This window comes from Aquimarina sp. RZ0 (genome assembly GCF_008370685.1).
GTDB lineage: Bacteria > Bacteroidota > Bacteroidia > Flavobacteriales > Flavobacteriaceae > Aquimarina.
The window spans coordinates 48998-73324 of the sequence record NZ_VTZU01000019.1 but is presented as its reverse complement, the minus strand read 5'-3'; the positions used below and the strand labels follow the sequence as shown (position 1 = coordinate 73324).

The following is a 24327-nucleotide window of genomic DNA, read 5'->3' as shown; positions in this document are numbered from 1 at the left end:
ACAATTTCATTGACGCTTAAATGTAAGAATTATATTAGTAAACAGTATCATTTTGCACCGAAGCATAAAAAATATAGTTCGCCATTTAATTCTCAAAACACTGTTTTTTATGTATACTATAAAACCTTACAATTTAGACAAGATTATCAGTGTGAGCATAGTCCGAGATATATTATTAAACTCTTACCAGACTTAAAAAGAGAATCCTAAAAAAATATCTCAAACAGGTACAATATTAATTGTTATGTTTTCTAATTTTTTCATCAATGTTATATATAACAATACTTCAACTGTGATTATATATAGACATAAAGTCTTGAGTGTCTCAAAAAAATTCAAGGAATATTAATTATCAAACGAATAGTTATGTTAAAAAACATTTTAAACTCTGCTGATGTAAAAGTACTGAGTAAAAGCGAAAAAATTAAAATTGATGGTGGGGGAATAATTCTTGACCCATACAATGTAAACTCTTGCCGTGTATCTTATGATTGTTCCATAAACCTGAATGGGAAATGTATTTGTGAAAATGGTAGATGTGTCCACGGACCACGTTATTGCCAATAGTATTATTCAAAAAAAACCCACTTGGTAGAGTGGGTTTTATTTTTTAGCGATTTATCAAATAATCATTCGCCCATAGCTTCTGCTAATGCAGCAGACATTCGTTTGTATGTTCCATTTTCCAGGCGATCTCTGATGGCAGAGAACCCATTTAGAGTCACTTCTATATCTTCCATTGTATGAGATGCTGTTGGTATAAGTCTTAGTAAAATTAATCCTTTTGGTATCACAGGATATACAACTATAGAACAGAAAATTCCATATGTTTCTCGCAAATCTTTTACCAATGCCATTGCTTCAGGAATACTACCTTTTAGATATACAGGAGTTACACAACTTTGAGTAGTACCTAAATCGAATCCTCTTTCTCGTAAGCCATTTTGCAATGTATTTACATTTTTCCAAAGTTTTGACTTAAGTTCGGGCATTGTCCTTAACATATCCAAACGCTTTAACGCACCTACCACCAACTGCATTTGTAGTGATTTTGCAAACATTTGCGAACGTAAATTATATTTTAGATAATCTATAATCTCGCTGTCAGCAGCAATAAAAGCTCCCGTACTAGCCATAGATTTAGCAAAAGTTGCAAAATATACATCTATTTCATCCTGTACACCTTGCTCTTCTCCAGTTCCAGCTCCGGTAGCTCCCAGTGTTCCAAAACCATGAGCATCATCTACAAATAATCTGAAATTATATTTTTCTTTTAGTGCTACTATTTCTTTTAAGCGTCCTTGCTCTCCTCTCATACCAAAAACGCCTTCAGAGATTAATAAAATCCCTCCTCCAGTCTTTTCTGCCATTTTAGTAGCCCTCATCAAGTTTTTGTCTATACTTTCAATATCATTATGCCGATACGTATACCTCTGGCCTTGATGTAATCTAACGCCATCGATTATACAAGCATGAGCATCTACATCATATACGATAATATCATCCTTACCAACTAATGCATCAATAGTAGAGACCATTCCCTGATAGCCAAAATTCAATAAATAAGCAGCCTCTTTATCTACAAATTCAGCGAGCTCATCCTGTAATTGCTCATGAAGATCTGTATGCCCACTCATCATTCTAGCTCCCATAGGATATGCAGAGCCATAAGCAGCAGCGGCTTCGGCATCAACTTTTCGAACCTCGTCCATATTAGCAAGACCCAAATAGTCATTGATACTCCAGGTAACAACTTCTCTCCCTTGAAATTTCATTCTATTTGATATAGGTCCTTCTAACTTAGGAAAAACAAAATAGCCTTCTGCCTGATCTGCCCATTTTCCTAATGGTCCCTTGTCTTTATATATTTTATCAAATAAATCTCTCATCTACCGTAAATTTGATTTCTTTAAGTGTGCGAAAATACAGAAAATTGATGTTATGACATAATTATATCAAAAATCAACTACTGTATTATAAATTATTTTTCACAAAAAAGCACTCATAAAGATATCAACAAGTGCTTAATATTAATTATTTTATTTAATAAATTGAACTTTTGTAGCGTCTTCTTCATGTACACTATCAAAAAAGCCTTGTTCCATCATCCATTCATCACTAAACATTTTGCTCATATATCGAGATCCATGATCTGGTAAAATAATAATAACATTACTATTCTCATCAAATTCTCCCTGATCAGCAAGTTGTTTTACTCCTTGAATTGCAGCGCCACTGGTATACCCCAAAAACATTCCTTCTGTTTTGGCTAACTCTCTTGCCGTATGCGCACTATCCTCATCACTAACTTTTTCAAACTTATCTATTAAATCAAAATCCGTAGCTGTAGGAATCAGATTTTTCCCCAGACCTTCTATTCTATAAGGATAAATTTCTTTCTGATCAAATTCTTTTGTTTCATGATACTTCTTTAAAACAGATCCATAAGCATCAATCCCTAGTATTTTTATATTTGTATTTTTCTCTTTGAGATATTTTGCTGTTCCAGAAATAGTCCCTCCTGTTCCGCAACAAGCTACAAAATGTGTTATCTTACCATTAGTTTGCTCCCAAACTTCGGGACCTGTAGATTTATAATGAGCTTCAATATTTAATTCATTAAAATATTGATTGATATATACAGAACCTTTAATCTCTTCATGAAGTCTTTTTGCTACCTGATAATAGGATCTTGGATCATCTGCACTTACATTTGCCGGACAAACATAAACTTTGGCTCCCATATTTTTGAGCATTGCGATTTTATCCTCAGATGATTTTGAACTAACTGCTAGTATACACTCATAGCCTTTTATTACACTTACCATAGCCAAACTGAATCCAGTATTACCACTGGTAGTTTCAATAATCGTATCACCAGGTTTCAGAATACCTTTTTTCTCGGCTTCTTCTAGTATGTATAAAGCGATTCTATCTTTTGTGGAGTGTCCCGGATTAAAGGATTCTATTTTACCGTAGAAATTACCTGAAAAACCTTTCATAATCTTGTTAAGCTTTACAAGTGGGGTATTACCGATAAGTTCTAAAACATTATTATAAGCCTGAATATCTTCTCTCATAAGGTTGTGTTTTACACAGAAATACAGAACAGATAAGGGAGAGTCTGTAAAAGCTGTTACAAAAACGTTACGAAGTTACGTTAATTTTTTTAATTAATTCTTTATCCCTTCCAAATCTAATAAAAAAGCATACTCTTCTGCCACTTCTTTTAGCGCTTCAAATCTTCCGGAAGCTCCCCCGTGACCAGCATCCATATTCGTATGAAGAAGTAATAGATTCGTATCCAATTTTAATTCTCTTAATTTAGCAACCCATTTAGCAGGTTCCCAATACTGCACTTGAGAATCATGTAATCCAGTTGTCACCAACATATTAGGGTATTTTTGTGCTACGACATTGTCATATGGTGAATATGACTTCATATATTCATAATATTCCTTTTCATTTGGGTTGCCCCATTCATCATATTCTCCTGTTGTTAATGGTATACTATCATCCAGCATGGTAGTCACTACATCCACAAAGGGTACTGCCGCTACAACGCCATTATAAAGTTCTGGTGCCATATTAACAATTGCTCCCATTAATAATCCTCCTGCCGATCCTCCCATGGCATATAAATGTTTATTAGAAGTATATCCTTGTGCAATCAAAAATTTAGAGCAATCTATAAAATCAGTAAACGTATTTTTCTTTTTAAAAAGCTTACCATCTTCATACCAGGGTCTACCCAGATACTCACCTCCTCTGACATGTGCAATGGCATAAACGAAACCTCTATCTAATAAACTAAGTCTAACTGTAGAGAAATAAGGATCTATCGTAGATCCATAGGCTCCATATGCATATTGAAGTACGGGATTGTTGCTATTTTTCAGCATCCCTTTACGATATACCAAAGATATAGGGATCATGACTCCATCTTCTGATGTTGCCCATACACGCTCAGAGGTATAGTTATCTTTATTAAACACACCTCCTAATACTTCTTGTTCTTTCTTAACCTCTCTTTCTTGAGTCTCCATATTAAAATCAATCACAGAATTAGGAGTGGTAAGAGCATTATACGAATATCTAAGTATTTTTGTGTCAAAATCAGGATTTGTACTCACAAAAGCAGTATATGTCTCATTATCAAACGGAAGGTAATAATCAGCACTACCATCCCATCTTTTTATATTAATTTTGTTCAATCCATTACTTCGCTCACTAATGACTAAATAATCTTTAAAAATATCAATATCTTCTAATAATACATCATCGCGGTGAGGAATCAGATCTTCCCAATTTTCTTTAAACGTAGTTTTCTCAGAAACTTTTACCAATTTAAAATTCTTGGCACCGTCTGCATTTGTAAGCACATAAAAATCATTTTCATAATGGGCTATACCATACTCCAGTCCTCTAATTCTTGGCTGAAAAATCTTAAATTCCCCTGTAGGATTATCGGCTCTTAAAATACGATATTCTGATGTTAATGTACTACCGGAACCTATAACGATATATTTTTTAGACTTTGTCTTATAAACAAACGTATTAAAAGTATCATCTTCCTCATTAAAAACTTCTATATCCTCAGAAGCAACAGTCCCTAATGTATGTCGAAAAATCTTATTTGATCTTAACGTTTCCTGATCTTTCTTTGTATAAAACAATGTTTTACTATCTGCTGCCCAAGTACTACCTCCTGACGTTGTTTCTATGGTTTCCGGATAAATATCTCCAGTAAGTAAATTTTTGATTCTAATTGTATATTTACGTCTGCTTACGGTATCTACCCCAAAAGCCAATAGCGTATTATCAGGACTTACACTTAGTCCTGTCATTTTAAAATAACTATGTCCTTCTGCTTCAATATTACAATCAAACAAAATCTCTTCTGCCGCATCGAGTGTTTCTTTTTTCCTCGAATATATGGGATAATCCTTACCTTTTTCATATCTGGTAATATACCAATATCCATTAAGTTTATAAGGAACAGAGGCATCTTCTTCTTTTATGCGACCTTTCATTTCCTCAAAAAGTCTTTTTTGAAAATCCTGAGTATGCGATGTCATCCTATCATTATAATCATTCTCCCGTTCGAGATAATCAATTACCTCCGGATTTTCTTTATCATTTAACCAAAAATAATTATCAATGCGAATGTCATCATGCTTTTCAAGATGTGTTGCCTTTTTATCAGCAATAGGCTTTTGAGTTTCTGTCTCCAATGGTGTATTTTTATTTTGATTACAGGAAATTGCAAAAATAATGGTAAGCAGCAATATTAATGATAGACTTTTCACAATAATCCTTTAGTTTATTAACAGGCAAAATACTAATTTTGTTCCTAACAAATTCTAAAAATTAGTACAAATGTTTGGAGACATGATGGGAATGATGGGGAAACTTAAAGAAACCCAGAAAAAAGTAGAAGAAACAAAAAAAAGACTCGATACTGTGTTAGTTGATGAACATAGCACAGATGCTCTTCTCAGCATTACGATAACTGCAAATCGTGAAATAAAAAAAATTGTAATTGCTGATGAATTACTTAATGACAAAGAGCAGTTAGAAGACTATTTAATTTTAACAATTAATAAAGCTATTGCAAAAGCCACACAGGTAAATGAAACAGAAATAGCAGCAGTTGCAAAGGAAGGAATGCCTGACATCCCTGGATTAGGGAATTTTATGGAATAGTTTTTGACCACTTTAAAAAAAGTTTTCTTGTTATGACCAGACCTTTTTCTTTTTTTATTGTAATAATGATAACCTTTGTTGGATTTTCTCAAAGAACTGACAATGGTGATCTATGGATACAGGATTTTGAAACTGCCAAGGAAAAAGCAATATCTGAGAAAAAATCAATCCTGCTATATTTTACTGGTAGTGATTGGTGCAAGCCGTGTAAAATGCTTAAGGAAGATGTATTTGATACTGAAAAATTCAAAAAATATGAAAATTCTTATATATTTCTAAAAGTTGACGTTCCTAGAAATCAAGACCTTCTTACTGAAATACAATTCAAAAATAATTTAAAATTATTAGATGAATATAATAAAGAAAAGTCTTTTCCGCTAATAGTGGTGATGTCATCAAAAGGAAAAGTACTTGATCAGCTATCAGGTTATAGCTCGTTGAGAGATCCTCAATATCATTACAAGCTATTAAATAAATTCGTGAAATAAAAAAAATGAGGCCGTATTCTTAACCTCATTTTTTTTAGTAAACTACCTCGGGACAAGCCAACGAGACATTTATTGAAGAAAACATTTTGATTTCGAGGCAAGCCTCGGAGCATTAAATCTTGATATCCATTAATTAAAGTTATTAGTTATTAATCAGTCTAAATTCTGTTCTCCTGTTAGTTGCGTGTTGTCTTTCTGTACACGATACTCCATCTGAGCACCTGTTTTTAAGCCTGGTTTCTCCATATCCATTCGCTACCAAAAGACTACTGTTAACTCCTTTACCTATTAAGTAAGTAACAACAGACTGGGCTCTTCTTTCTGAAAGATCTTTGTTACTTGACTTAGATCCTCTGGCGTCAGTATGCGAAGCAATCTCCATCTTAGTACCTGGATTATTAGCAAGTACGGGCATCAGTCTTGTGTCGATAATGTTCTTAGCCTGCGCTGTCAATGTAGCACTACCAAGATTCCAGTTAATTGGTAAGGCTGAATATTCTACCAATGAACATTCTACTTCTTTCCAGGTTGTCAGGCCTCCTTTTTTGGCCAACACTTCTTTGCTCACCGTTTTATAAGTAGCAGGAACGACGACTTCTTCTGTATATGAATCTTTTACCAGTACTGTTTTTGATACTGTGCTATATTCTGCAGGAATCTCTTCTTCTACCACTCTGGCAGGCTCAGCAACTACTTTTTTGGTATATGTAGCGGATTTTTCTACAATAGGAGCACTTGTTGTAGAAGCGTCTGCAACTAATGTTTGGGTTCCTACTGTAGTAAATTCTGCAGGGTAGCCTTTATAACACCAATAACGACAGTCATCCGGATTTCCCGAAGCACAATCAGGTGCAGGAGAACCTAATTCCCATTGCGCGAATGCAGGCTTAATTTCGACAGCTTCAGACCCTGTGCCTAGTTTTGCAGGAATTACTTTCAGCGTATTGGCCGCTTGCTTTTTCAAAAAAGTAACTGTTTCTGTTTTATACTTTGCAGGAATCACTGTTAACTTTTTTGATGCTTCCTTTACTAGAACTTTTTCTGTAACAGTTTCATATGTTGCAGGAACTATTTTTAGCTTTCTGTATTCTGGGGTTATCTGTACTTGTACTGTCTGATTTTCATAAGTATCAGGAGTAGTACAACGAACATAACATTTCCCTGGTTCTGGGTTTTGAGGAAGATCCTGCGCAAATGTGATTCCACTAATAATTAGTGCAAAAAGTACGATTTTTTTCATTTTTAGATGATTTTATTGTTATTAATTATTCTACATCAATAAGATACAAATTAACAATCGTTTTAACATTTTATATTAAAAAAGAATACACTTAAAATTTGGTTATTCGACAACCTGAATCTTTTATCGACGAAAAACTATCTTCCTTCATTTTTATATTTTTCTTTCTGCTAATAATTCTATATTTTTAACAAAATCATTTTTACTAAACAAAAAAACCGAGAAACATGTTTGAGCTCAAAAATAAGGAAGGGTCTAGCTATCATTTTACACTAAAAGCTAAGAACGGACAAGTGATTCTTAGTAGTGAGGTGTATAATAGTAAAGCTGCTGCCACTAATGGAATCGAATCTGTACAGAAAAACTGTGTTGAAGACGGAAGGTATGAACGAAAAACGGCAAAAGATGGTAGATTCTATTTTAATTTGAAAGCTAGTAATGGTCAGGTAATAGGCAGTAGTCAGATGTATTCTTCGGAGTCTGGAATGGAAAATGGTATAAACTCAGTAAAAGAAAACGCTCCTGGAGCTGATACTAAAGAAGTCTAATTTTTTAAGTGTTATTATTAAATTAGAAAAAGCTGTTCAATTTACCGAACAGCTTTCTTTCTAATACCATTTCTGATTTAAAATTACCTATTGAAATTCACTCTTTTATTTTGAGTAGATTAGAACCAGAAATAGTAAAAAACACTGCTCTTACTTTATTTTAACGTTAGTGATTTTAGTAATTTCAAAAAATAGGTATGCATTTCTTGTGTGTAATCGAGATGTGTAACAAATCTAAGTTTTCCTTGCCCCATCCCATAGAACAGAATACCTTTTGCTTCCATTTTAGTAATAAAACCCTCTTCATTGTCATTTATCTGAAATATAACAATATTGGTATCTATTGGCTCCACTTTTGAAACAAAAGACAAGCTTTCTAAAACTTCTCCTATCTCTTTGGCTCTTCTATGATCTTCAGCCAATCGATCTATGTTATTATTGACAGCATATAATCCGGCAGCAGCCATATATCCTATCTGACGCATACCTCCGCCTAACATTTTTCTCACTCTAATTGCCTGTTGCATTATTTTATGATTACCAATAAGTACAGATCCCATTGGCGCGCCCAGCCCTTTGCTAAGACAAACAGAAATTGTGTCGAAAACTTTACCATATTCAGTAGCTTTTTCACTATTTGCCACCAATGCATTCCATAATCTGGCTCCATCCAAATGGTATCCCAAGTTATACGTATCACACACTTTTCTTATTTTCACAATTTCTTCAAAATTATAACAAGCTCCTCCTCCTTTGTTTGTAGTATTCTCTACACATACCAAACTTGTCAACGGACTATGATAAAAATCTGGAGGATTAATCGATGCTTCTACTTGATCCGAAGCAATCATACCACGATATCCATCAATTAATTTACAAGAGACTCCACTATTAAAAGAAATTCCACCCCCTTCATAATTATATACATGTGCATACTTATCAGCTATCAATTGCTCTCCTGGCTGCGTATGCAATTTAATTGCTGCTTGATTAGCCATACTTCCGGAAGGAAAGAATAATGCCTGATCCATGCCAAACATATCAGCTATTTGTTTTTCTAAAACATTTACAGTTGGATCTTCTTTATAAACATCGTCACCCACTTCTGCAGTCATTATTGCTGTAAGCATTTCTGGAGTTGGTTTTGTTACCGTATCACTTCTAAGGTCTATAATCATGTATAATCGTATTGATAATATATTGTGTTTTATTTGTATTATTTAGAATTCACACTTCAAACTACCTATTGGAGAGCCATCCGGTATTTTTGGCGAAGCTAAAACTGCAAATTCCTCAGGTTTTCTTAAGAAATCTTCTATTTGTTTTAAATAATAGTTAGTGTATATCGTATCTAATTCTGTTCCCTCGTCAACCTTTAATATTTGTTGTGTTTTCTTCAAATAAGCATATGCAATTGCATTCACTTGTGGGTATGCATTTGTATTCACACTCAAATTCATGAGATGCTTTAGTACATTGCTTTTTACTGTATTTTGAACCTCTTTATGGTAGTTATTTTGAGTTTTGGTTTTAAAAACTGCTTCTATTAATAGCTCCAATACATCCGAAAGTCCTAATTGTTTCTTGTCTAAACTTTTTTGCTGCACCAGCCTTGAAGCTCTTTGAGAATGTAGCAAAAGAGATAAACTCATATCACTGGCAGTAGCTGCAACACTTATAGCATCAAAGGCAACACCAGTTTTACCTGAAAATGATTCTCTTGTTCTGGGGTACCCAAAGGCTCTCGGTGGAAATAATTTCAGTTTATCTTCCGGAATTGCCAAAACTTCAGGAGACAATGTTCTTAACAATCCCTGTAATGCTCGTTTTTGATCTTTTTCAGAGATCACCTTAACGACGGTTTGTTTCCCTCCTTTTACGGCATAATCATAATCCAAACCTCCTATTTGTTTTACTGCTGCTTCTGTTTGATATCTATGAAAAAAATATAATGGCACAAAAACATCTTCTAGGACAGAATAGGGTTCATTACTTCTAATATTATGCTCAGAAAAATTACGGATTGCTATTTTTCGAACGTCTAAAACTTTTTTTAACTCATCAGATGGACTTTTACCATTATCCCATAAATGTGCTAATCCATGTGCACCTCCCTGAGGTCTTGCATCACTGTCTGAAATAAAACGTAAACCTGATTCATAAGAAGTATCTAATATTTCTGTGAGTGCTTCTTTTTCATTCACTCCTTTTCCAAACTCTGAATAACTATAGGCTACAGTAACCTTATCCCATGCTCCAATTTTAGTATCATAGGCATTTGTTAAATCAACTTCTCCGTTCTTTAATGCAACAGAAGGGTGTGGATAATCCATAACCGATGCTCTATCAGATATACTTGCCGCAAAATTATGAGCAAACCCTATTGTATGTCCTACTTCATGAGCAGATAACTGACGAATCCTGGCTAATGCCATATCCAGCATCTGCTGATAATTTGAATCATTTTTTGAAAAAGGTTGATTTAACAAAGCTTGAGCAATGAGAAAATCTTGTCGTATACGTAGACTTCCTAAACTTACATGACCTTTTAATATTTCACCAGTTCTGGGGTCTACGACACTCGCTCCATAACTCCATCCCCGTGTTGACCTATGCACCCATTGAATAACATTATATCTCAAATCCATAGGATCTGCATCTTCTGGAAGCATTTTTACCTGGAAAGCATTTTTAAAACCAATTTCCTCATATGCTTGATTCCACCATCTTGCACCTTCCAACAAAGCCGATCTTACCGGCTCCGGTGTACCTGGATCCAGATAATAAATTATAGGCTCTTTAGCTTCGCTAATCGCTTGATTTGGGTTTTTCTTTTCTAATCTATGTCTGGTGATATATCTTTTTACAATTGGTTCATGAACTGGTGTCGCATAATCCAGATAAGAAATCGACAATGCCCCACTTCTCGGATCAAACTCTCGTTTCTTATAATTGTTATCAGGTAATGCTACAAAAGAATGATGCTGTAGTACTGTTAGAAATTTAGAATCAGGAGCTACAGATCTTATATGACCTCCGCTTGGTGATCCCCGATACGTAATCAATGCTTCAAACTCCACATTTTCAGGAAATCCTTTTGTCCTTTCCAAAGCCAAAGCACTTCTTGTTCTATCTATTGTATATACTCCTTCATTCTGTGTTTTAAGCCTATCAATAACGCCATGAGTATCTTGTAATAAAAAAGGGGTTATATCTATGATATAATTATTCCCTTTTTTTTCTTTAATCGGAAAACCAAATAAAACAGATCTTGCAAAAGCCTGTTCTACACTTTTTTTCTCTAATTTATTATTAGTAACAGCGCGATATTGCTGATTTGGTTGAATGAGTAACAATTTATTACCAGCCTTCTGAAACTTTACAACCACGCCATTACCAATCTGACCTCTATCTAATCCTATATCATTTGAGCCTAACCCAGTAACTAATGAGTGTACATACAAAAATTCTGTATCAAGCTTATCAACAGTTAAATATATTTCATCTTTAGCCTCATTATAAAAAAAATCAAAATACCCCTGATATGATTTTAAATCTTTTTGTTTTTCTAAAAACTGAGCATTGACTATATGTGTTGCTATGAATAGTAAATAAATAAGGTTGGTTTTCATGAGAGTTTGATTTATTTGAGCTTTGAAAAGCATTAAAACTATAAAATAAACGTAAAAATATTTCCTACTGAACTGTTAAATCCTATTTTTGTCAAAAATAAACGAAAATATGATTAATACTGAGACTTTACAAGATCTTAGAGAGCGCCTGGTTGCGTTAAGGAGGTATCTTTGACATTGATGCCAAGCTTATCGAAATAGCGAACGAAGAAGAAAAAACATATGCCCCAGATTTCTGGAATAATGCGCAGGAAGCTGAAAAAGTTATGCGTGCACTAAATGCTGAAAAAAAATGGGTTTCAGAGTTTCAGAGAAATGTCTCCTTAGTAGACGATCTGGAAATACTCTATGAATTTCATAAAGAAGGGGATGCAACAGAAACTGAAGTAAATGAAAAACACGAAGAAGCCTTAGAACTTTTGGAGAGCTTAGAATTCAGAAACATGTTAAGTGATGAGGGAGACAGCATGAGTGCTGTACTTCAGATCACTGCTGGTGCAGGAGGAACAGAAAGTTGTGATTGGGCAAGTATGCTCATGCGTATGTACCTTATGTGGTCAGAAAAACAAGGCTTTAAGGTTAAAGAGTTAAATTATCAGGAAGGAGACGTCGCTGGGATAAAAACAGTAACTCTGGAAATTGATGGAGACTATGCATTTGGTTGGTTAAAAGGTGAAAATGGAGTTCACAGACTGGTACGTATTTCTCCTTTTGATAGTAATGCAAAAAGGCATACTTCTTTTGCTTCCATATACGTATACCCGCTGGCTGATGATAGTATTGAAATTGATATTAATTCATCTGATTATGAAATCATAACATCAAGATCAAGCGGTGCCGGAGGACAAAATGTGAATAAAGTAGAGACTAAGGTTCAGCTTACTCACTTTCCTACTGGAATTCAAATTTCCTGCTCTGATTCGAGGTCACAACATGACAACCGCGAAAAAGCATTACAAATGCTTAAATCTCAACTATTCGAATTAGAACTTAAAAAACAGCAGGCACAACGTGATGAAATTGAAGCGTCCAAGATGAAAATAGAATGGGGATCTCAAATCCGTAATTATGTAATGCACCCCTATAAACTGGTAAAAGATGTTAGAACTACCAAGGAAACCGGTAATGTAGATGCCGTCATGGATGGAAATATTGATGTATTCTTAAAAGCATACCTTATGATGATGGGACAAAAAAATGAAGATTAAATTTACAATAAACCATGACAACTATATACCATAATCCCAGATGTAGTAAATCAAGACAATGTCTTGCTATTCTCGAAGAACAGAAAGAGAACATTCAGATTATTAAATATCTAGACACTCCTTTTACAACAGAAAAACTAAAGGAAACCATAGATCTAATAGGTATAAAACCTCTGGATCTAATCAGGAAAAATGAGATTATCTGGAAAGATAATTACAAAAACAAGGAGCTGACTGATGAAGAATTAATCTCAATAATGATACAAAATCCAAAATTGATAGAAAGACCTATTGTAATTAAGAACAATAAAGCCATTATAGGAAGACCTCCTGAAAAGGTTATTGATATTTTATAAAAAAAGCCCTAAAATATGACTTATATTTTAGGGCTTTTTGATTATTAGCTTGCCACTATTTATTGTGGAATACCATTTCCATCAGTCATCGTATTATTAAAAACTTCGTTTCCATTTACATTAATTATAACTCTGGTCGTATTCTGAGTAACAGTACCTATAATATTGTGAGAACCTGTTAGCAAGATTTCATCACCAGCCGGCATAGGAAATTCGTATGCTCTTGAGTTTGACACTTTTTTGGTTTAAACATTTGATTAACAGCAATATAATATTATTTAGGCTCACTACATTTTGACTTATAATATTGATTTTCAGTTATTTGACTGACAGGTTGGAGATTTTTGCCAGGTGTAGTTTTTGGATCACTGTTGCCGTAAGTTGATCGTGGTTGGATCTGAGTAAGAATTCGTTTTTGCCTTGCTTAATATGGCTCACCTGCATTTGAGATAAAGACCTGCGGAGTTGGTTTTCACTGATCGGCTTGTCGGCCTTCTGCATTTTGTTGAGTAAATGATTTTCTACCGCATATGTCATATAGCATAGTGCAATATGTCCTTCTATCCGTTTGTCATTCCAATGAAACATAGGACGTATCTCTAAGTGTGACTTGAAACTGCGGAAGGTTTGTTCTATTTTAAAGAGGTGCCGGTAATGATCAAGTATCTGGTCATTGGGTAATTCTTGGTTGTTTGTCCCAATCACGGCAATCCCATCATATTTTTTGCTTTGCTCTATTTTATCGGTGTCTAAAACGAACTTTCCCAAATCTTGATTTTTTAGATAGTATCTTGACGGTTTTTTATGGATCAACGATGGGTTTTTCAATAAGTGTTGGGCTTTCTCGATACGTTGCTCCCTATCGGCTGCATCTTTTTTGGAGCGCTTTTTACTGAAAGTGGCGATGAGCTTCCTTCCTTTGTGCACTAACTCGGTATATTGCAGCATGATTTCTTCACCGTTTTTGGTGTAGGTCCATTGTTTTTTGTAATTAGAATGGTCTAGTAGATAAGACTGTACGCTTTTAGGCAAAGATTTCAAACGTTCCCCTACTATAAACTCATACTCCTTGCTGACCAGTTCAATATTATGTTTACTGAGCATCCCCCTGTCCGCTACAACGATCACATCCTTTATCTGATATTGTTGCTTTAGTGTTTTTATAGCATCCTCAAAAGTATGCCCTTCATATTGGCTTCCTTTATAAAGACGATACGCTACAGGATTTTTATCCTGATCGATCAAAAGCCCGAAGACCACTTGGGTTTTACCAATCTTACCATCTTTACCAAATCCTTTTTGACGTAACTCACCTTCTTGTTCGCTGGAGAAATAAAAGGTAGTCACATCATAAAAAACAATATCTAATTGTTGGTTGAACAAGTTCCTGCCTGTTTGGAAAATCTGTTTTTGAATCAATTCGGTGTACTTGCTCAAGTAATCCAAACTGCGGTAAATGTGGTGTAACTCTAAAGAAGGTAGCCCTAAGTATTCATGTTGATTAGAAAAACTACTGAGCTTGGACACCGGATCATTTAAGCGCTCGCTTATCAAAAGCTTCACTATATCTGATAAGCGGTAAGACAACTTGTGCTTTTTACCAATCCTATCAAGAACACGGTCCAATCCATAATAGCACATCCCCTTTTGGGTGGCTTCGAGAAAACCGTAATTATAGCGGGCGAGTTCTTTTAGTCCTTCCCCTAAAAGGTCTTTTATACTCCCACCACCAAGCTCATAGAGACGCTCACCAATACGGCGCAGCATCTCGGGGGTGTAATCTTCTACCTTGCCCAAAGAGGCAACTACCCTGTGACGGGTCTTGCCACCATCGCGGTAGGCCTCCAAGATGCGGAGGTATTGACCAGATTTCTTTTTCTCTACTCGTAAAAATGCCATTACGGCGCAAAAATACTGAGATTGATATAAATAAAAAAACAAATCGGCTCACTACACTTTTGTCCAAACCAATATGAAACCCCAGTAAAATCAAGGGGTCTGACCAACCAAAACACTAAAAGGTGTCAAACTCAAGAAAGACCTATTGTAATTAAGAACAATAAAGCCATTATAGGAAGACCTCCTGAAAAGGTTATTGATATTTTATAAAAAAAGCCCTAAAATATGACTTATATTTTAGGGCTTTTTGATTATTAGCTTGCCACTATTTATTGTGGAATACCATTTCCATCAGTCATCGTATTATTAAAAACTTCGTTTCCATTTACATTAATTATAACTCTGGTCGTATTCTGAGTAACAGTACCTATAATATTGTGAGAACCTGTTAGCAAGATTTCATCACCAGCCGGCATAGGAAATTCGTATGCTGCTTCATCATCTAATGGGTTTGTATCATCCACAGACACCAAACAATCAACATCATCCGGCAATTCCCAACAGGTTCTTAAAACAGCTATAGAACCAATATTCAATATAGCATTTCCAGAGCCAAAACCTCCTGAATTCATTGTAATTGTCACCGTGGCACCCGAAGGTCCTATAAGCTTTCCTGTAGTTCTATCAAAACTAATAACAGTGTTATCTACAACAGTTACCGTTCTTGTATTTTGTCCAGTATTACCAGAAGCGTCCGTCGCACTATACCTAACAGTATATTCCCCTACAGTATCAGTATCAACATCTGACGTATCTATATCCAAAGGCGAACCATCATCGACAGTAGCACCTAATTCTGCATAACTATCTCCTAATTGTATTATTTGAGGGTTGTCTCCTGTTAGTGTTATTACTGGCGCAACAGTATCTTCCTCATATGTTATAGACACAGTCGCCATTCTTACTACAGGCACTATATTTGAATTAGTTACAGTAAAAACTAATTCGTGTACTCCTTCTTGAGTACCTACATATTGACCTGAAGTATCACCTCTCATTATTGAAATAATATCTCCTTGTGCATATTCCGTTCCTCCAATGGTAAGAGTTCCTTCATTGGATGTTGTATATTCCATAGTATAAGTTGTATCTCTACCAAAATTTTCATCAATAGAAAAATTAATATTTGCAGGATTATTAATCTCCATATTAACATCAGGAGTCTCTAAGGATATATTTAAATTAAAGAGAGGAGGTGGCCCCACTCCAATTCTTATAGTTTTTTCTGTCATCACCTCAAAGTTATTTGTTACAGTAAATAATATATTTACAACTCCAATAGATGTACCTCTAAATTGCCAGGACACATCACCAGATTGTAAAACATTTACCAAATCAGTATCCACAACTTCTCCATCAATAATTATATCTCCAGCACCAGTAATACTTGAAGGTGGAGCCGAAAGAAATTCTAACTTTACATCATAATCTGAAGAGCTTATCTCTGTAATACTAATATCTATATCTACTACACCACCAATAAATGTAGATAACGATGATGGAACGACATCAAAAGTAAAAGCAGTATCCGTTACATCATACACAAGATCTATTTCTTCTTCTGTATTTTTTTTTCTATCTTTTATAGTAATTGTTACATTATTAAGTCCGATAACTGATGCTACGTATTCAATTGTAAACTGTGGTCCTCCTGTTAGATCAACATACTCATCTTCTTCTATTGCAATAGAATTCAACAAATAAATACCTGAGCCTTCTGTTATATTATATTTTATCTGATAATCTCCAGAATTAACAGACTGCTCTCCTTTTGATATTTCAAAATTGGTTTCTTTTGGTATTTCTAAAAATGCATCTAAAGAAGTTTCTGTAAACTCAACCTTAAAAAATGAAATTACATCATCATTAATCTCTTTAGTACAGGAAATAACTAATGACAGTAAAAGAACCCCTACTAATGAATACTTATAATTTTTTTTCATTTATACTACTTACTTTAAAATTAATTTAACCTTACTTTTTATAAATAAAATTTAAATCATACATCACTCATCATTGAGGAATAGGATTACTACTATTCATTGAATTACTAAATGTTTCTCCACCAACAGTAATGGTAAATGAAGTGCCACTCGAACCTCCTCCTGAATGAGTACCTGTAAAGTTTACCATTCCATTAGCAGGCATAGTAAATGAGAAATCGTCCGAATCGTTAGAACTGCCTCCACCAGGATTTGATAGACATTGATCTGGACTTCCAAAACAAGTAAACCCTGTCCCTAAAATATCTCCCGTTGCGTTCTGTACAGATATAATTGCATTACCTGATCCAGAACCTCCACTATTCATAGTTACTACTACTAATGATCCAGAAGGTGCTGATAATACACCTGTAGCTCTATTAAAACTAACCGAAGATACAACAAAGATAGTTCGACTTACTTGCACCGCGGCATTTCCCGCAGCATCTGTAACATCATAAAACACTGTGTATGTGCCTTGAACATTTATATTTACACTTCCACTAAATACAATCGAATTAGTCAAGTCTCCATCTACATTATCCAAAGCAGTTGCTCCAGGATCTGTGAAAGTTTCTCCTATAGAAATGGTAATTGTAGACGACCCTAACAAGGAAATTATCGGGGCTATAGTATCCTGAACTATAACAGTTCTAGTTACTGAGGCTGTATTACCTGACGCATCTGTAACAGCATAAGTAATAATATAATCACCTAACGTATTAATATCGACTGTTCCAGAAACTTGGATATCATTAGTTAAATCACCATTTACATTATCAGTAGCTGTTGCACCCGGGTCTACAAAAGCACTACCAATATCTACCATAAAAGGGTTAGTTCCTACCAATGTAATAACAGGTGCTATACTATCATCTACTCTAACAGTTCTGGTAACTTGCGTTTCATTACCTGATGAGTCAGTTACGGCATATGTAAGGGTATATTCACCTAACGTATTTACGTCAACTATTCCTGTAACTTGTATCTGAGAAGAAATATCACCATCCATATCATCATTAGCTGTTGCTCCCGGATCAACAAATTCAACTCCAAATTCTACAACCAGAGGATTATCTCCTATCAATGTTATAATAGGTGAACTATCATTAACTACATTTACAGTTCTGGTTGCAGAAGCTATATTATTTGATGAATCACTAACTGTGTATGTCAGAACATAAGATCCTTCAACATTCACATCAACTGAACCATCAACTATAATCTGCGAAGTAATATCTCCATCTACATTATCAGTTGCAATTGCTCCAGGATCAATATAAACATCTCCTACATTTATAGTAATCTCATCCGCACCATTCAATTCTATAACTGGAGCAATAGTATCTCCTTCATACATGATGGTTAATTCTGAAACAACACTAACTAGAGGTATCGTAGAATTATCGCTACTGTTGGTAACGGTAAATTCTAAACTATGTTCTCCTTCTTGAGTACCTGTATACTCACCTACAGAAGCTCCTAATTCAATTGGAATCTCGTCTCCTGCCTGGTATTCAACTCCATTATACATAAATACACCTTCATTAGAAGCGGTATACATCATGGTATAAGAGAACCTACTTAATACCTCGGTAAGCTCAAAATTTATATTCACAGGTGTATTTACTTCTTCTGACAAGACAGCAGGAGTTGAAGTAAAGGTAATAATAGGACCAGGACCTATTCCTAATTTTATTGTTTTTTCTATTGTAATACCAAGACTACTCGTTGCAGTAAATAGAATCCCTACAGGTCCTGCAGAAATTCCTTCAAATTGCCAGGATACATCTCCTGCTTGTAAAACTCTGACTGTATCAGGCTCTGCAACATCTCCATCGATTAAAATGCGACCACTGCCGAAAAAATCCATATCATTCTCATCTTTTCGTAAAAAGATATATTTCACGTCATACGCTGCAGGACTCATTTCTTCTATACTAATATCCAAATCCAAAACACCCCCTCCTAGTGTAGTAGGCGATGATGGCACTACATCAAAAGTAAAAGCAGTATCCGTTACATTATATACAAGATCAATTTCTTCTTCAGTATTTTTTTCACGATCCTTTATGGTAATTGTTATATTATTAAGCCCGATAACTGATGCTACGTATTCAATTGTAAATTGTGGTCCTGCAGGTAGATCAACATATTCATTTTCTTCTATTGCAATAGAATTTAATAAATAAACACCCGAGCCTTCTGTTATATTATATTTTATCTGATAATCTCCAGAGTTAACAGACTGATCTCCTTTTGATATTTCAAAATTGGTTTCCTTTGGTATTTCTAAAAATGCATCTAAAGAAGTTTCAGCAAACTCAACTTTAAAAAATAAAATTACATCATCATTAATCTCTTTAGTACAGGAAATAACCAATACTAATAAAACAACACCTCCAAATAAATACTTATACATTTTTTCCATTTACACCAATCGTTACTTCAAAATTAATTTAATCCCTAATCCCAAATATGGTGTAAACTCTCCTATATCACTATTTGCATGATATACCTCATTTGCTTTTATATTAATTGCAATCGTAGGAATTAAAAATATATCTGCATCTATACCGGCATAGGCACCGAATACAACTTTGCCCGTATCAATATCTAAGATTTGAGAATTCTCTAACTCTTCATCACCATTATTTATAGTCTCATATCCAACTGTCCCTCCTGCTCCTATTGAAAGTGCGAAGGTTCTCTTATTATTTCTTAAAATATCAAAAAAATATCCAGCATTAAATCCATATAAATTCACAGGTATTTTTATATCCTGATATTCTAATTTGGCAAAACCAGCTTGAATATTCAATTGTACATAGTCAAATTCATTAACTTTATAATCTAAAGTAGCCATACCGCCAAAACCTCCTTGTACATAACCTCCTGTAAAGGATGCCGCAATTTTATGACTTTGTGCGTGAAGTGATAATGAAGTAAATAAAATAACAACAATCAATAATAACTTATTAATTAAACTTTTTTTCATAAATCTGGTATTATGTGAGTTAGACTTCCCCTTTGTTTCACAAAATAAGGATTCAAATTTAGCAAGACCTAACGTCATATGTAAATAAATATTGTTTTTATTTATAAAGATTCTTCTAAGTTCCAAATATACCGACAAAATACCACTCAAAAGCTAGTTTTTATCAGTTATTTAGAATACAATCATAACCTAAACTGACAAATTTCCTGAGTGATTCTTCAACCTTACTCATCTGATTAATTTGTCTCTAACATAGATATATTTCTATTCTATGATAATTATATTGGCTATCTATTCAAAAAATAATACTAATATACTGAGTTGAATATTCTTTCATAATGAAATGAAGATAAAAATGAATTTATATTTTTTTTAAAATAATAATTATAAAATTCACTCTTCTTTAATCAATATACGTAAGTTTATGATAATAATAAAAACCTAAATAGATCGCAGAGTACTATATTATTATCTAGCTCTGGTTACTGTATATGTAAATTGTTTTCCTGATACTGATAATGTTCCTCCCGCACTAGCATCTGCATCTCCAGTAATTGAAGTTCTAACAAAAGCTCTGCCACTATCAGGCATCACAAATGTACGCCCTGTAATATTTGGATTATTTTGATTGATTCTTATTTTTGATGTAATTGCCGCCCCCCCTATTTCATCCCTCCGCATTTGAACATACGCATCAAAAACTGCACCTGGAGGACCTCCACCTCCAATAGAATACGTAACTATAGCTCCTGGGTTGGCTCTAAGAAGTCTGTTTCCTAAATTATTATTATAACTTGGAGTAACACTTCTCACAACTACTGTTTTCACCTTTTGTATAGCGGCATTTCCAGCGGCATCTCTCACATTATACGTAATCGTATAGTTACCAGGCACAAGAGTATTTCTAAAAGTCCCTCCTTTTTGTATAGAAGAAGTGATGTTACCATCGAGATTATCATTAGCTGTTGCTCCAGAATCTACAAAAGGATCTCCAGCATCTACAGAAATATTCGCTCCTCCATTTATTGTAATTACCGGAATAATATGATCAATAACAGTTACTTTTCTAGTCACTTCCAGAGCAGGATTCCCTGCTGTGTCAACAACATTATATCGTATTATATACACCCCTGGCAACGCTGTATTTACTGCACCAGTAATAACTACATCGTCACTATCAATCGTCTCTACATTATCAGAGACCAGTGCTCCTTTTTCCATATAAGAACTTCCCAAATTCAATGTAATTTCTGACAAACCATTTAGTATAATGACAGGAGCCTCAGTATCTATTATTTTTACATCCCGAACCAGCATAGCCCTATTACCCACCGAATCCGAAATACTATACGTAATTGTATAATTTCCAGGCATTTCCCCAACAACTGTACTTACTACCTCTATCGCATCAGTAAGATCTCCATCTACTACATCTACTGCTGTAGCTCCAGGATCATTAAATTGAAATGATGCATTTACCTCTAATGGGTTTGGTCCTATCAATGTAATTACCGGCGGAGCATCATTTATTACTTTCACTATTCTATCCAATGATGCGGTATTATCAGATGAATCTGTAACTACATATGTAATGGTATAATCATTTACGATATTAGTATCTACACTCCCTGTAGTTTCAATAATCAAAGAAGAAGGAGCATCTACATTATCAGTAACATTAACTCCGGGATCAGTATACACGTCTCCTACAAATACTATCATTGGATTATCGCCAATAAGTTCTAAAATTGGTGCTTGATCATCTATTACAGTTACTTTTCTTGTAATTGAAGCTGTATTAGACGAAGAATCTGTAACTGAATATGTTACTATATATTCACCCGGTTTACTAATATCCACACTCCCTGTTATCAAAATTTCTAATAACGTAGATGCATCTATATTATCTGTTGCTGTTGCCCCAGGATCAGTAAATTCTTCTCCTACTTTTATAGTAATTTCTGGAGCTCCGTTTAATACAATTACCGGAGCTTCAATATCCGGATCTGTATATGTAATAGTAACAGCACTTGTCTTTTCTATACGGGTAGAATTCGAATTTACTACCTTAAAATCTACTTCGTGATTTCCCATTTCGGTACCTGTATAAGTTCCAGAAGACACACCTATTTCTATAGGAATTTCATCTCCTGGCTGATACTCTTCTCCATTATATCCAAAAACAGCTATACCAGTACTAGTATAAATCATTGTATACTCGGAGCTTCCTGTTGTTTCTACAATTTCAAAATCAACAGATGCTCCCGTATTTGTAGGAAGTTCTAAATCGGTAGTTACTGCTGTAAACGTAAAATCCGGAGTTTCCGTTACAGGAATGGTAACGATTTTTTCAACCGTAACATTTAAACTACTTCTTACAACAAACGCAATAGCTAAATCTCCCACGGTTGTACTTTCTAATTGCCAAACGAACTCTCCTCCCTGATCAATATCTATAAATTCCTCCTGATCCAAAACGTCTTCCCCTATGAAAATAATACCTGTACCGGTATTAGAATTTGAATCCACAAACTTATAAGATATTAAATAGTCTGCAGAACTTATCTGATTAATAATCTTAAAATTAAGATCACTTATACCTCCAATATATGCAGAAGTTGGTATTGGCGTCACTTCTATATCAAAAGCAGTATCTTTTACATCATAAACCAAAGCCATCGCATCTTCTCTGTCAAATCGATCTTTAACAGTTATATCAACTCTATTTATATCAATAGCAGTACCTGTATATTCAATTGTAAATAATGCTCCTTCGGGTAAATCGACAAATTCATTAGGTGCTATTCTTTGAGAGTTTATAGTAAAAAAGCCTGCTCCTTCCTGTATTGAATATTTAAATTGGTAATCTCCGGTTCCAGTAGATCTGACACCTTCTATACTAAATTCTGTAGGTTTAGCAGTATTCAAAAATGAGTCCAGAGTAGTTTCTGTAAATTTTAAAGAAAATGATTGTGTTAAATCATCAGTAATCTCTTTTGTACAAGCTATCGAAATTATAAATAAAACAAGCCCATAATAGTATGTGTGAATTTTTTTCATAGATTTTGTTTTGCAGATCAATAATTATTTTAATGATTTGATTTGTGATTAATATAATGAACTCATCTTGAGTATTGCTTGACCTACAAAATTTACATTTTGCACGCTAATTTTGTTGGTTTTTTTAACCGTAGCTATGGCCATACTTAAAAAAAACTACTTCCTTATAGTACAAAAGCCAAACTTTTCGGTTAAAAACCACTACTCAAGATAAGTTCAATTATAAAATCGATGGATAGTGAAAAAATAATATTGTATACTTTGAAATGGTTTAAACTTTTTTCAATTCGCAATAAAAATGCTTTTTTAGACTCAATTTTTGCCAGAATCAAAACAGTACTAACCACTTTTTAATGATAATTTAAATACTTATTTATTCTCTTTCATCAAAGTTTTCAGAAACTAATTAAGCGAATTATACTAAGTATTTATTTCTATCTGGGATGTATGCTTCAATTTTGTGGACGAATGTTATATTATACAGGAAGAAAGAGAAGTCTTATATTAATTCTGAGCTGAAAGTATTCATAAGAAAACATAATCCATTTTCAAATAAAATCACCTTCTTAAATCATTTCTTTTTATTTCACACTTCAAAATAATTTGATTCAGTTTAGGGTAATTTTATCTAAAAACTGGTATAATGCAAAAACAAAAAATTACACTAGACATAGCCAAGATCATCTTTTATTCTGAGGGATCAGGTAAAAAAAGATTTGGTTTTATTGAGCAAATTGAGGTTGGGTTTATAGAAACAAAACAATTGGTTTTGATCCCTATTGGAAATGAAGTTATTTGAAATAAAAATATACAGAAACAAAAAAAGAGAGTCAATTGACTCCCTTTTTACTATATAAATACTGTATTAAGCTTCTTCTCTTGCCTTTCGTTTAGCTTCCATTTTTAATTTAAAATTCTCAATTGTAGCTCCAAAAATCCAGTAAGGAACCACAAAAGTCAATAAAAATATCATTAACCAAAATCCTATAGTAAGGATTGTTAAGAATGCTAAAAAACCAAGGTATTGATCAAATTCGAACATAATAGTAATCTAATTTCAATTTTTGCCAAAGATAATAACTCTTCTTTTTATCTCATAGTATAAATATGATTTATTTTAAAATTGATTATCAAACAAATTTTGTACCCTAAAAAGTATATTCTTTATTCAGAAATAGCTATACAAATCCTTAAATTTGCGCTTTCGAAA

The 24327-nt window shown here is 34.0% G+C and carries 20 protein-coding genes; 7 read left to right on the top strand and 13 right to left on the bottom strand.

Annotated features, from left to right (window positions below; all coding sequences use genetic code 11):
* Positions 1-366: 366 nt before the first annotated feature.
* On the top strand, positions 367-567 hold the full coding sequence (locus F0000_RS09170) for a hypothetical protein (protein ID WP_149624420.1): 201 nt from the start codon (positions 367-369) through the stop codon (positions 565-567).
* A gap of 62 nt (positions 568-629) precedes the next feature.
* On the opposite strand, the gene F0000_RS09165 is transcribed toward F0000_RS09170, so the two are convergent.
* From F0000_RS09165 to F0000_RS09155, 3 genes are all read right to left on the bottom strand, one after another.
* Positions 630-1889 carry an aminotransferase class I/II-fold pyridoxal phosphate-dependent enzyme gene (locus tag F0000_RS09165; RefSeq protein ID WP_149624419.1) on the bottom strand — a complete coding sequence of 420 codons (1260 nt, stop codon included), beginning with the start codon at positions 1887-1889 and terminating at the stop codon, positions 630-632.
* A gap of 150 nt (positions 1890-2039) precedes the next feature.
* Entirely contained in the window at positions 2040-3080 is a 1041-nt protein-coding gene (locus tag F0000_RS09160) for a PLP-dependent cysteine synthase family protein (RefSeq protein ID WP_149624418.1), read from the bottom strand.
* A 93-nt stretch (positions 3081-3173) separates the two neighbouring features.
* Positions 3174-5312, bottom strand: a complete 2139-nt coding sequence (locus tag F0000_RS09155) for a S9 family peptidase (RefSeq protein WP_149624417.1) — start codon at positions 5310-5312, stop codon at positions 3174-3176.
* A gap of 67 nt (positions 5313-5379) precedes the next feature.
* Here F0000_RS09155 and F0000_RS09150 point away from each other — a divergent pair, with 67 nt between their 5' ends.
* Both F0000_RS09150 and F0000_RS09145 read left to right on the top strand, forming a co-directional pair.
* Positions 5380-5706: a YbaB/EbfC family nucleoid-associated protein gene (locus F0000_RS09150; protein WP_149624416.1), complete on the top strand. Its 327-nt coding sequence runs from the start codon at positions 5380-5382 to the stop codon at positions 5704-5706.
* Between the two features lie 32 nt (positions 5707-5738).
* A complete protein-coding gene (locus F0000_RS09145; protein WP_149624415.1) occupies positions 5739-6194 on the top strand; it encodes a thioredoxin family protein in 456 nt (151 codons plus the stop codon).
* Positions 6195-6336: 142 nt separating this feature from the next.
* Here F0000_RS09145 and F0000_RS09140 read toward each other — a convergent pair whose 3' ends face one another.
* Complete coding sequence (locus tag F0000_RS09140) at positions 6337-7434, bottom strand: OmpA family protein (RefSeq protein WP_149624414.1); 1098 nt, start codon at positions 7432-7434, stop codon at positions 6337-6339.
* Between the two features lie 227 nt (positions 7435-7661).
* On the opposite strand from F0000_RS09140, the gene F0000_RS09135 reads away from it, so the two are divergent.
* Complete coding sequence (locus tag F0000_RS09135) at positions 7662-7982, top strand: YegP family protein (protein WP_149624413.1); 321 nt, start codon at positions 7662-7664, stop codon at positions 7980-7982.
* Between the two features lie 155 nt (positions 7983-8137).
* On the opposite strand, the gene F0000_RS09130 is transcribed toward F0000_RS09135, so the two are convergent.
* Positions 8138-9160 (bottom strand): low specificity L-threonine aldolase, encoded by a 1023-nt coding sequence (locus F0000_RS09130; RefSeq protein ID WP_149624412.1) that lies wholly within the window; start codon positions 9158-9160, stop codon positions 8138-8140.
* 42 nt (positions 9161-9202) lie between these two features.
* Positions 9203-11614, bottom strand: coding sequence for a zinc-dependent metalloprotease (locus tag F0000_RS09125; protein WP_149624411.1), 2412 nt, complete (start codon positions 11612-11614; stop codon positions 9203-9205).
* Between the two features lie 109 nt (positions 11615-11723).
* Here F0000_RS09125 and prfB point away from each other — a divergent pair.
* Together prfB and arsC are read left to right on the top strand one after the other, a co-directional pair.
* Positions 11724-12822, top strand: a protein-coding gene (gene prfB, locus F0000_RS09120; protein WP_149624410.1) for a peptide chain release factor 2 whose coding sequence is annotated in 2 segments (ribosomal slippage) — positions 11724-11786 and positions 11788-12822 — 1098 coding nt in all. Because the reading frame shifts where the segments join, the coding sequence is not laid out codon by codon here.
* Positions 12823-12836: 14 nt separating this feature from the next.
* Positions 12837-13178 (top strand): arsenate reductase (glutaredoxin), encoded by a 342-nt coding sequence (gene arsC / locus F0000_RS09115; protein ID WP_149624409.1) that lies wholly within the window; start codon positions 12837-12839, stop codon positions 13176-13178.
* Positions 13179-13237: 59 nt separating this feature from the next.
* On the opposite strand, the gene F0000_RS27690 is transcribed toward arsC, so the two are convergent.
* The 6 genes from F0000_RS27690 to F0000_RS09085 form a co-directional block, all read right to left on the bottom strand.
* Positions 13238-13414, bottom strand: coding sequence for a hypothetical protein (locus F0000_RS27690; protein WP_188112071.1), 177 nt, complete (start codon positions 13412-13414; stop codon positions 13238-13240).
* Positions 13415-13496: 82 nt separating this feature from the next.
* A complete protein-coding gene (locus F0000_RS09110) occupies positions 13497-15077 on the bottom strand; it encodes an IS1634 family transposase (RefSeq protein WP_149624408.1) in 1581 nt (526 codons plus the stop codon).
* A 269-nt stretch (positions 15078-15346) separates the two neighbouring features.
* Entirely contained in the window at positions 15347-17020 is a 1674-nt protein-coding gene (locus tag F0000_RS09100) for an immunoglobulin-like domain-containing protein (protein ID WP_149624407.1), read from the bottom strand.
* Positions 17021-17090: 70 nt separating this feature from the next.
* Positions 17091-19481 (bottom strand): DUF5011 domain-containing protein, encoded by a 2391-nt coding sequence (locus tag F0000_RS09095; protein WP_188112070.1) that lies wholly within the window; start codon positions 19479-19481, stop codon positions 17091-17093.
* Positions 19482-19502: 21 nt separating this feature from the next.
* Positions 19503-20057 carry a conjugal transfer protein TraO gene (locus F0000_RS09090; RefSeq protein WP_188112069.1) on the bottom strand — a complete coding sequence of 185 codons (555 nt, stop codon included), beginning with the start codon at positions 20055-20057 and terminating at the stop codon, positions 19503-19505.
* Between the two features lie 468 nt (positions 20058-20525).
* Positions 20526-23117, bottom strand: coding sequence for a DUF5011 domain-containing protein (locus F0000_RS09085; RefSeq protein WP_149624404.1), 2592 nt, complete (start codon positions 23115-23117; stop codon positions 20526-20528).
* Between the two features lie 643 nt (positions 23118-23760).
* Here F0000_RS09085 and F0000_RS27685 point away from each other — a divergent pair.
* Entirely contained in the window at positions 23761-23916 is a 156-nt protein-coding gene (locus tag F0000_RS27685; RefSeq protein ID WP_188112068.1) for a hypothetical protein, read from the top strand.
* Positions 23917-23982: 66 nt separating this feature from the next.
* Here the strand turns inward: F0000_RS27685 and F0000_RS27680 are convergent, their stop codons facing one another.
* A complete protein-coding gene (locus F0000_RS27680; RefSeq protein ID WP_188112067.1) occupies positions 23983-24159 on the bottom strand; it encodes a hypothetical protein in 177 nt (58 codons plus the stop codon).
* Positions 24160-24327: the final 168 nt, after the last annotated feature.

Excerpts from the sequence above, each read along its gene's own strand:
- F0000_RS09140 (WP_149624414.1), bottom strand. The coding sequence starts at position 7,434 with ATGAAAAAAATCGTACTTTTTGCACTAATTATTAGTGGAATCACATTT.
- F0000_RS09110 (WP_149624408.1), bottom strand. The coding sequence starts at position 15,077 with ATGGCATTTTTACGAGTAGAGAAAAAGAAATCTGGTCAATACCTCCGC.
- F0000_RS09170 (WP_149624420.1), top strand. The coding sequence starts at position 367 with ATGTTAAAAAACATTTTAAACTCTGCTGATGTAAAAGTACTGAGTAAA.
- F0000_RS09160 (WP_149624418.1), bottom strand. The coding sequence starts at position 3,080 with ATGAGAGAAGATATTCAGGCTTATAATAATGTTTTAGAACTTATCGGT.
- F0000_RS27685 (WP_188112068.1), top strand. The coding sequence starts at position 23,761 with ATGCAAAAACAAAAAATTACACTAGACATAGCCAAGATCATCTTTTAT.
- F0000_RS09135 (WP_149624413.1), top strand. The coding sequence starts at position 7,662 with ATGTTTGAGCTCAAAAATAAGGAAGGGTCTAGCTATCATTTTACACTA.
- F0000_RS09125 (WP_149624411.1), bottom strand. The coding sequence starts at position 11,614 with ATGAAAACCAACCTTATTTATTTACTATTCATAGCAACACATATAGTC.
- F0000_RS09150 (WP_149624416.1), top strand. The coding sequence starts at position 5,380 with ATGTTTGGAGACATGATGGGAATGATGGGGAAACTTAAAGAAACCCAG.
- F0000_RS09100 (WP_149624407.1), bottom strand. The coding sequence starts at position 17,020 with ATGAAAAAAAATTATAAGTATTCATTAGTAGGGGTTCTTTTACTGTCA.
- F0000_RS09130 (WP_149624412.1), bottom strand. The coding sequence starts at position 9,160 with ATGATTATAGACCTTAGAAGTGATACGGTAACAAAACCAACTCCAGAA.
- arsC (WP_149624409.1), top strand. The coding sequence starts at position 12,837 with ATGACAACTATATACCATAATCCCAGATGTAGTAAATCAAGACAATGT.
- F0000_RS09090 (WP_188112069.1), bottom strand. The coding sequence starts at position 20,057 with ATGAAAAAAAGTTTAATTAATAAGTTATTATTGATTGTTGTTATTTTA.
- F0000_RS09095 (WP_188112070.1), bottom strand. The coding sequence starts at position 19,481 with ATGTATAAGTATTTATTTGGAGGTGTTGTTTTATTAGTATTGGTTATT.
- F0000_RS27680 (WP_188112067.1), bottom strand. The coding sequence starts at position 24,159 with ATGTTCGAATTTGATCAATACCTTGGTTTTTTAGCATTCTTAACAATC.
- F0000_RS09165 (WP_149624419.1), bottom strand. The coding sequence starts at position 1,889 with ATGAGAGATTTATTTGATAAAATATATAAAGACAAGGGACCATTAGGA.
- F0000_RS09085 (WP_149624404.1), bottom strand. The coding sequence starts at position 23,117 with ATGAAAAAAATTCACACATACTATTATGGGCTTGTTTTATTTATAATT.
- F0000_RS09145 (WP_149624415.1), top strand. The coding sequence starts at position 5,739 with ATGACCAGACCTTTTTCTTTTTTTATTGTAATAATGATAACCTTTGTT.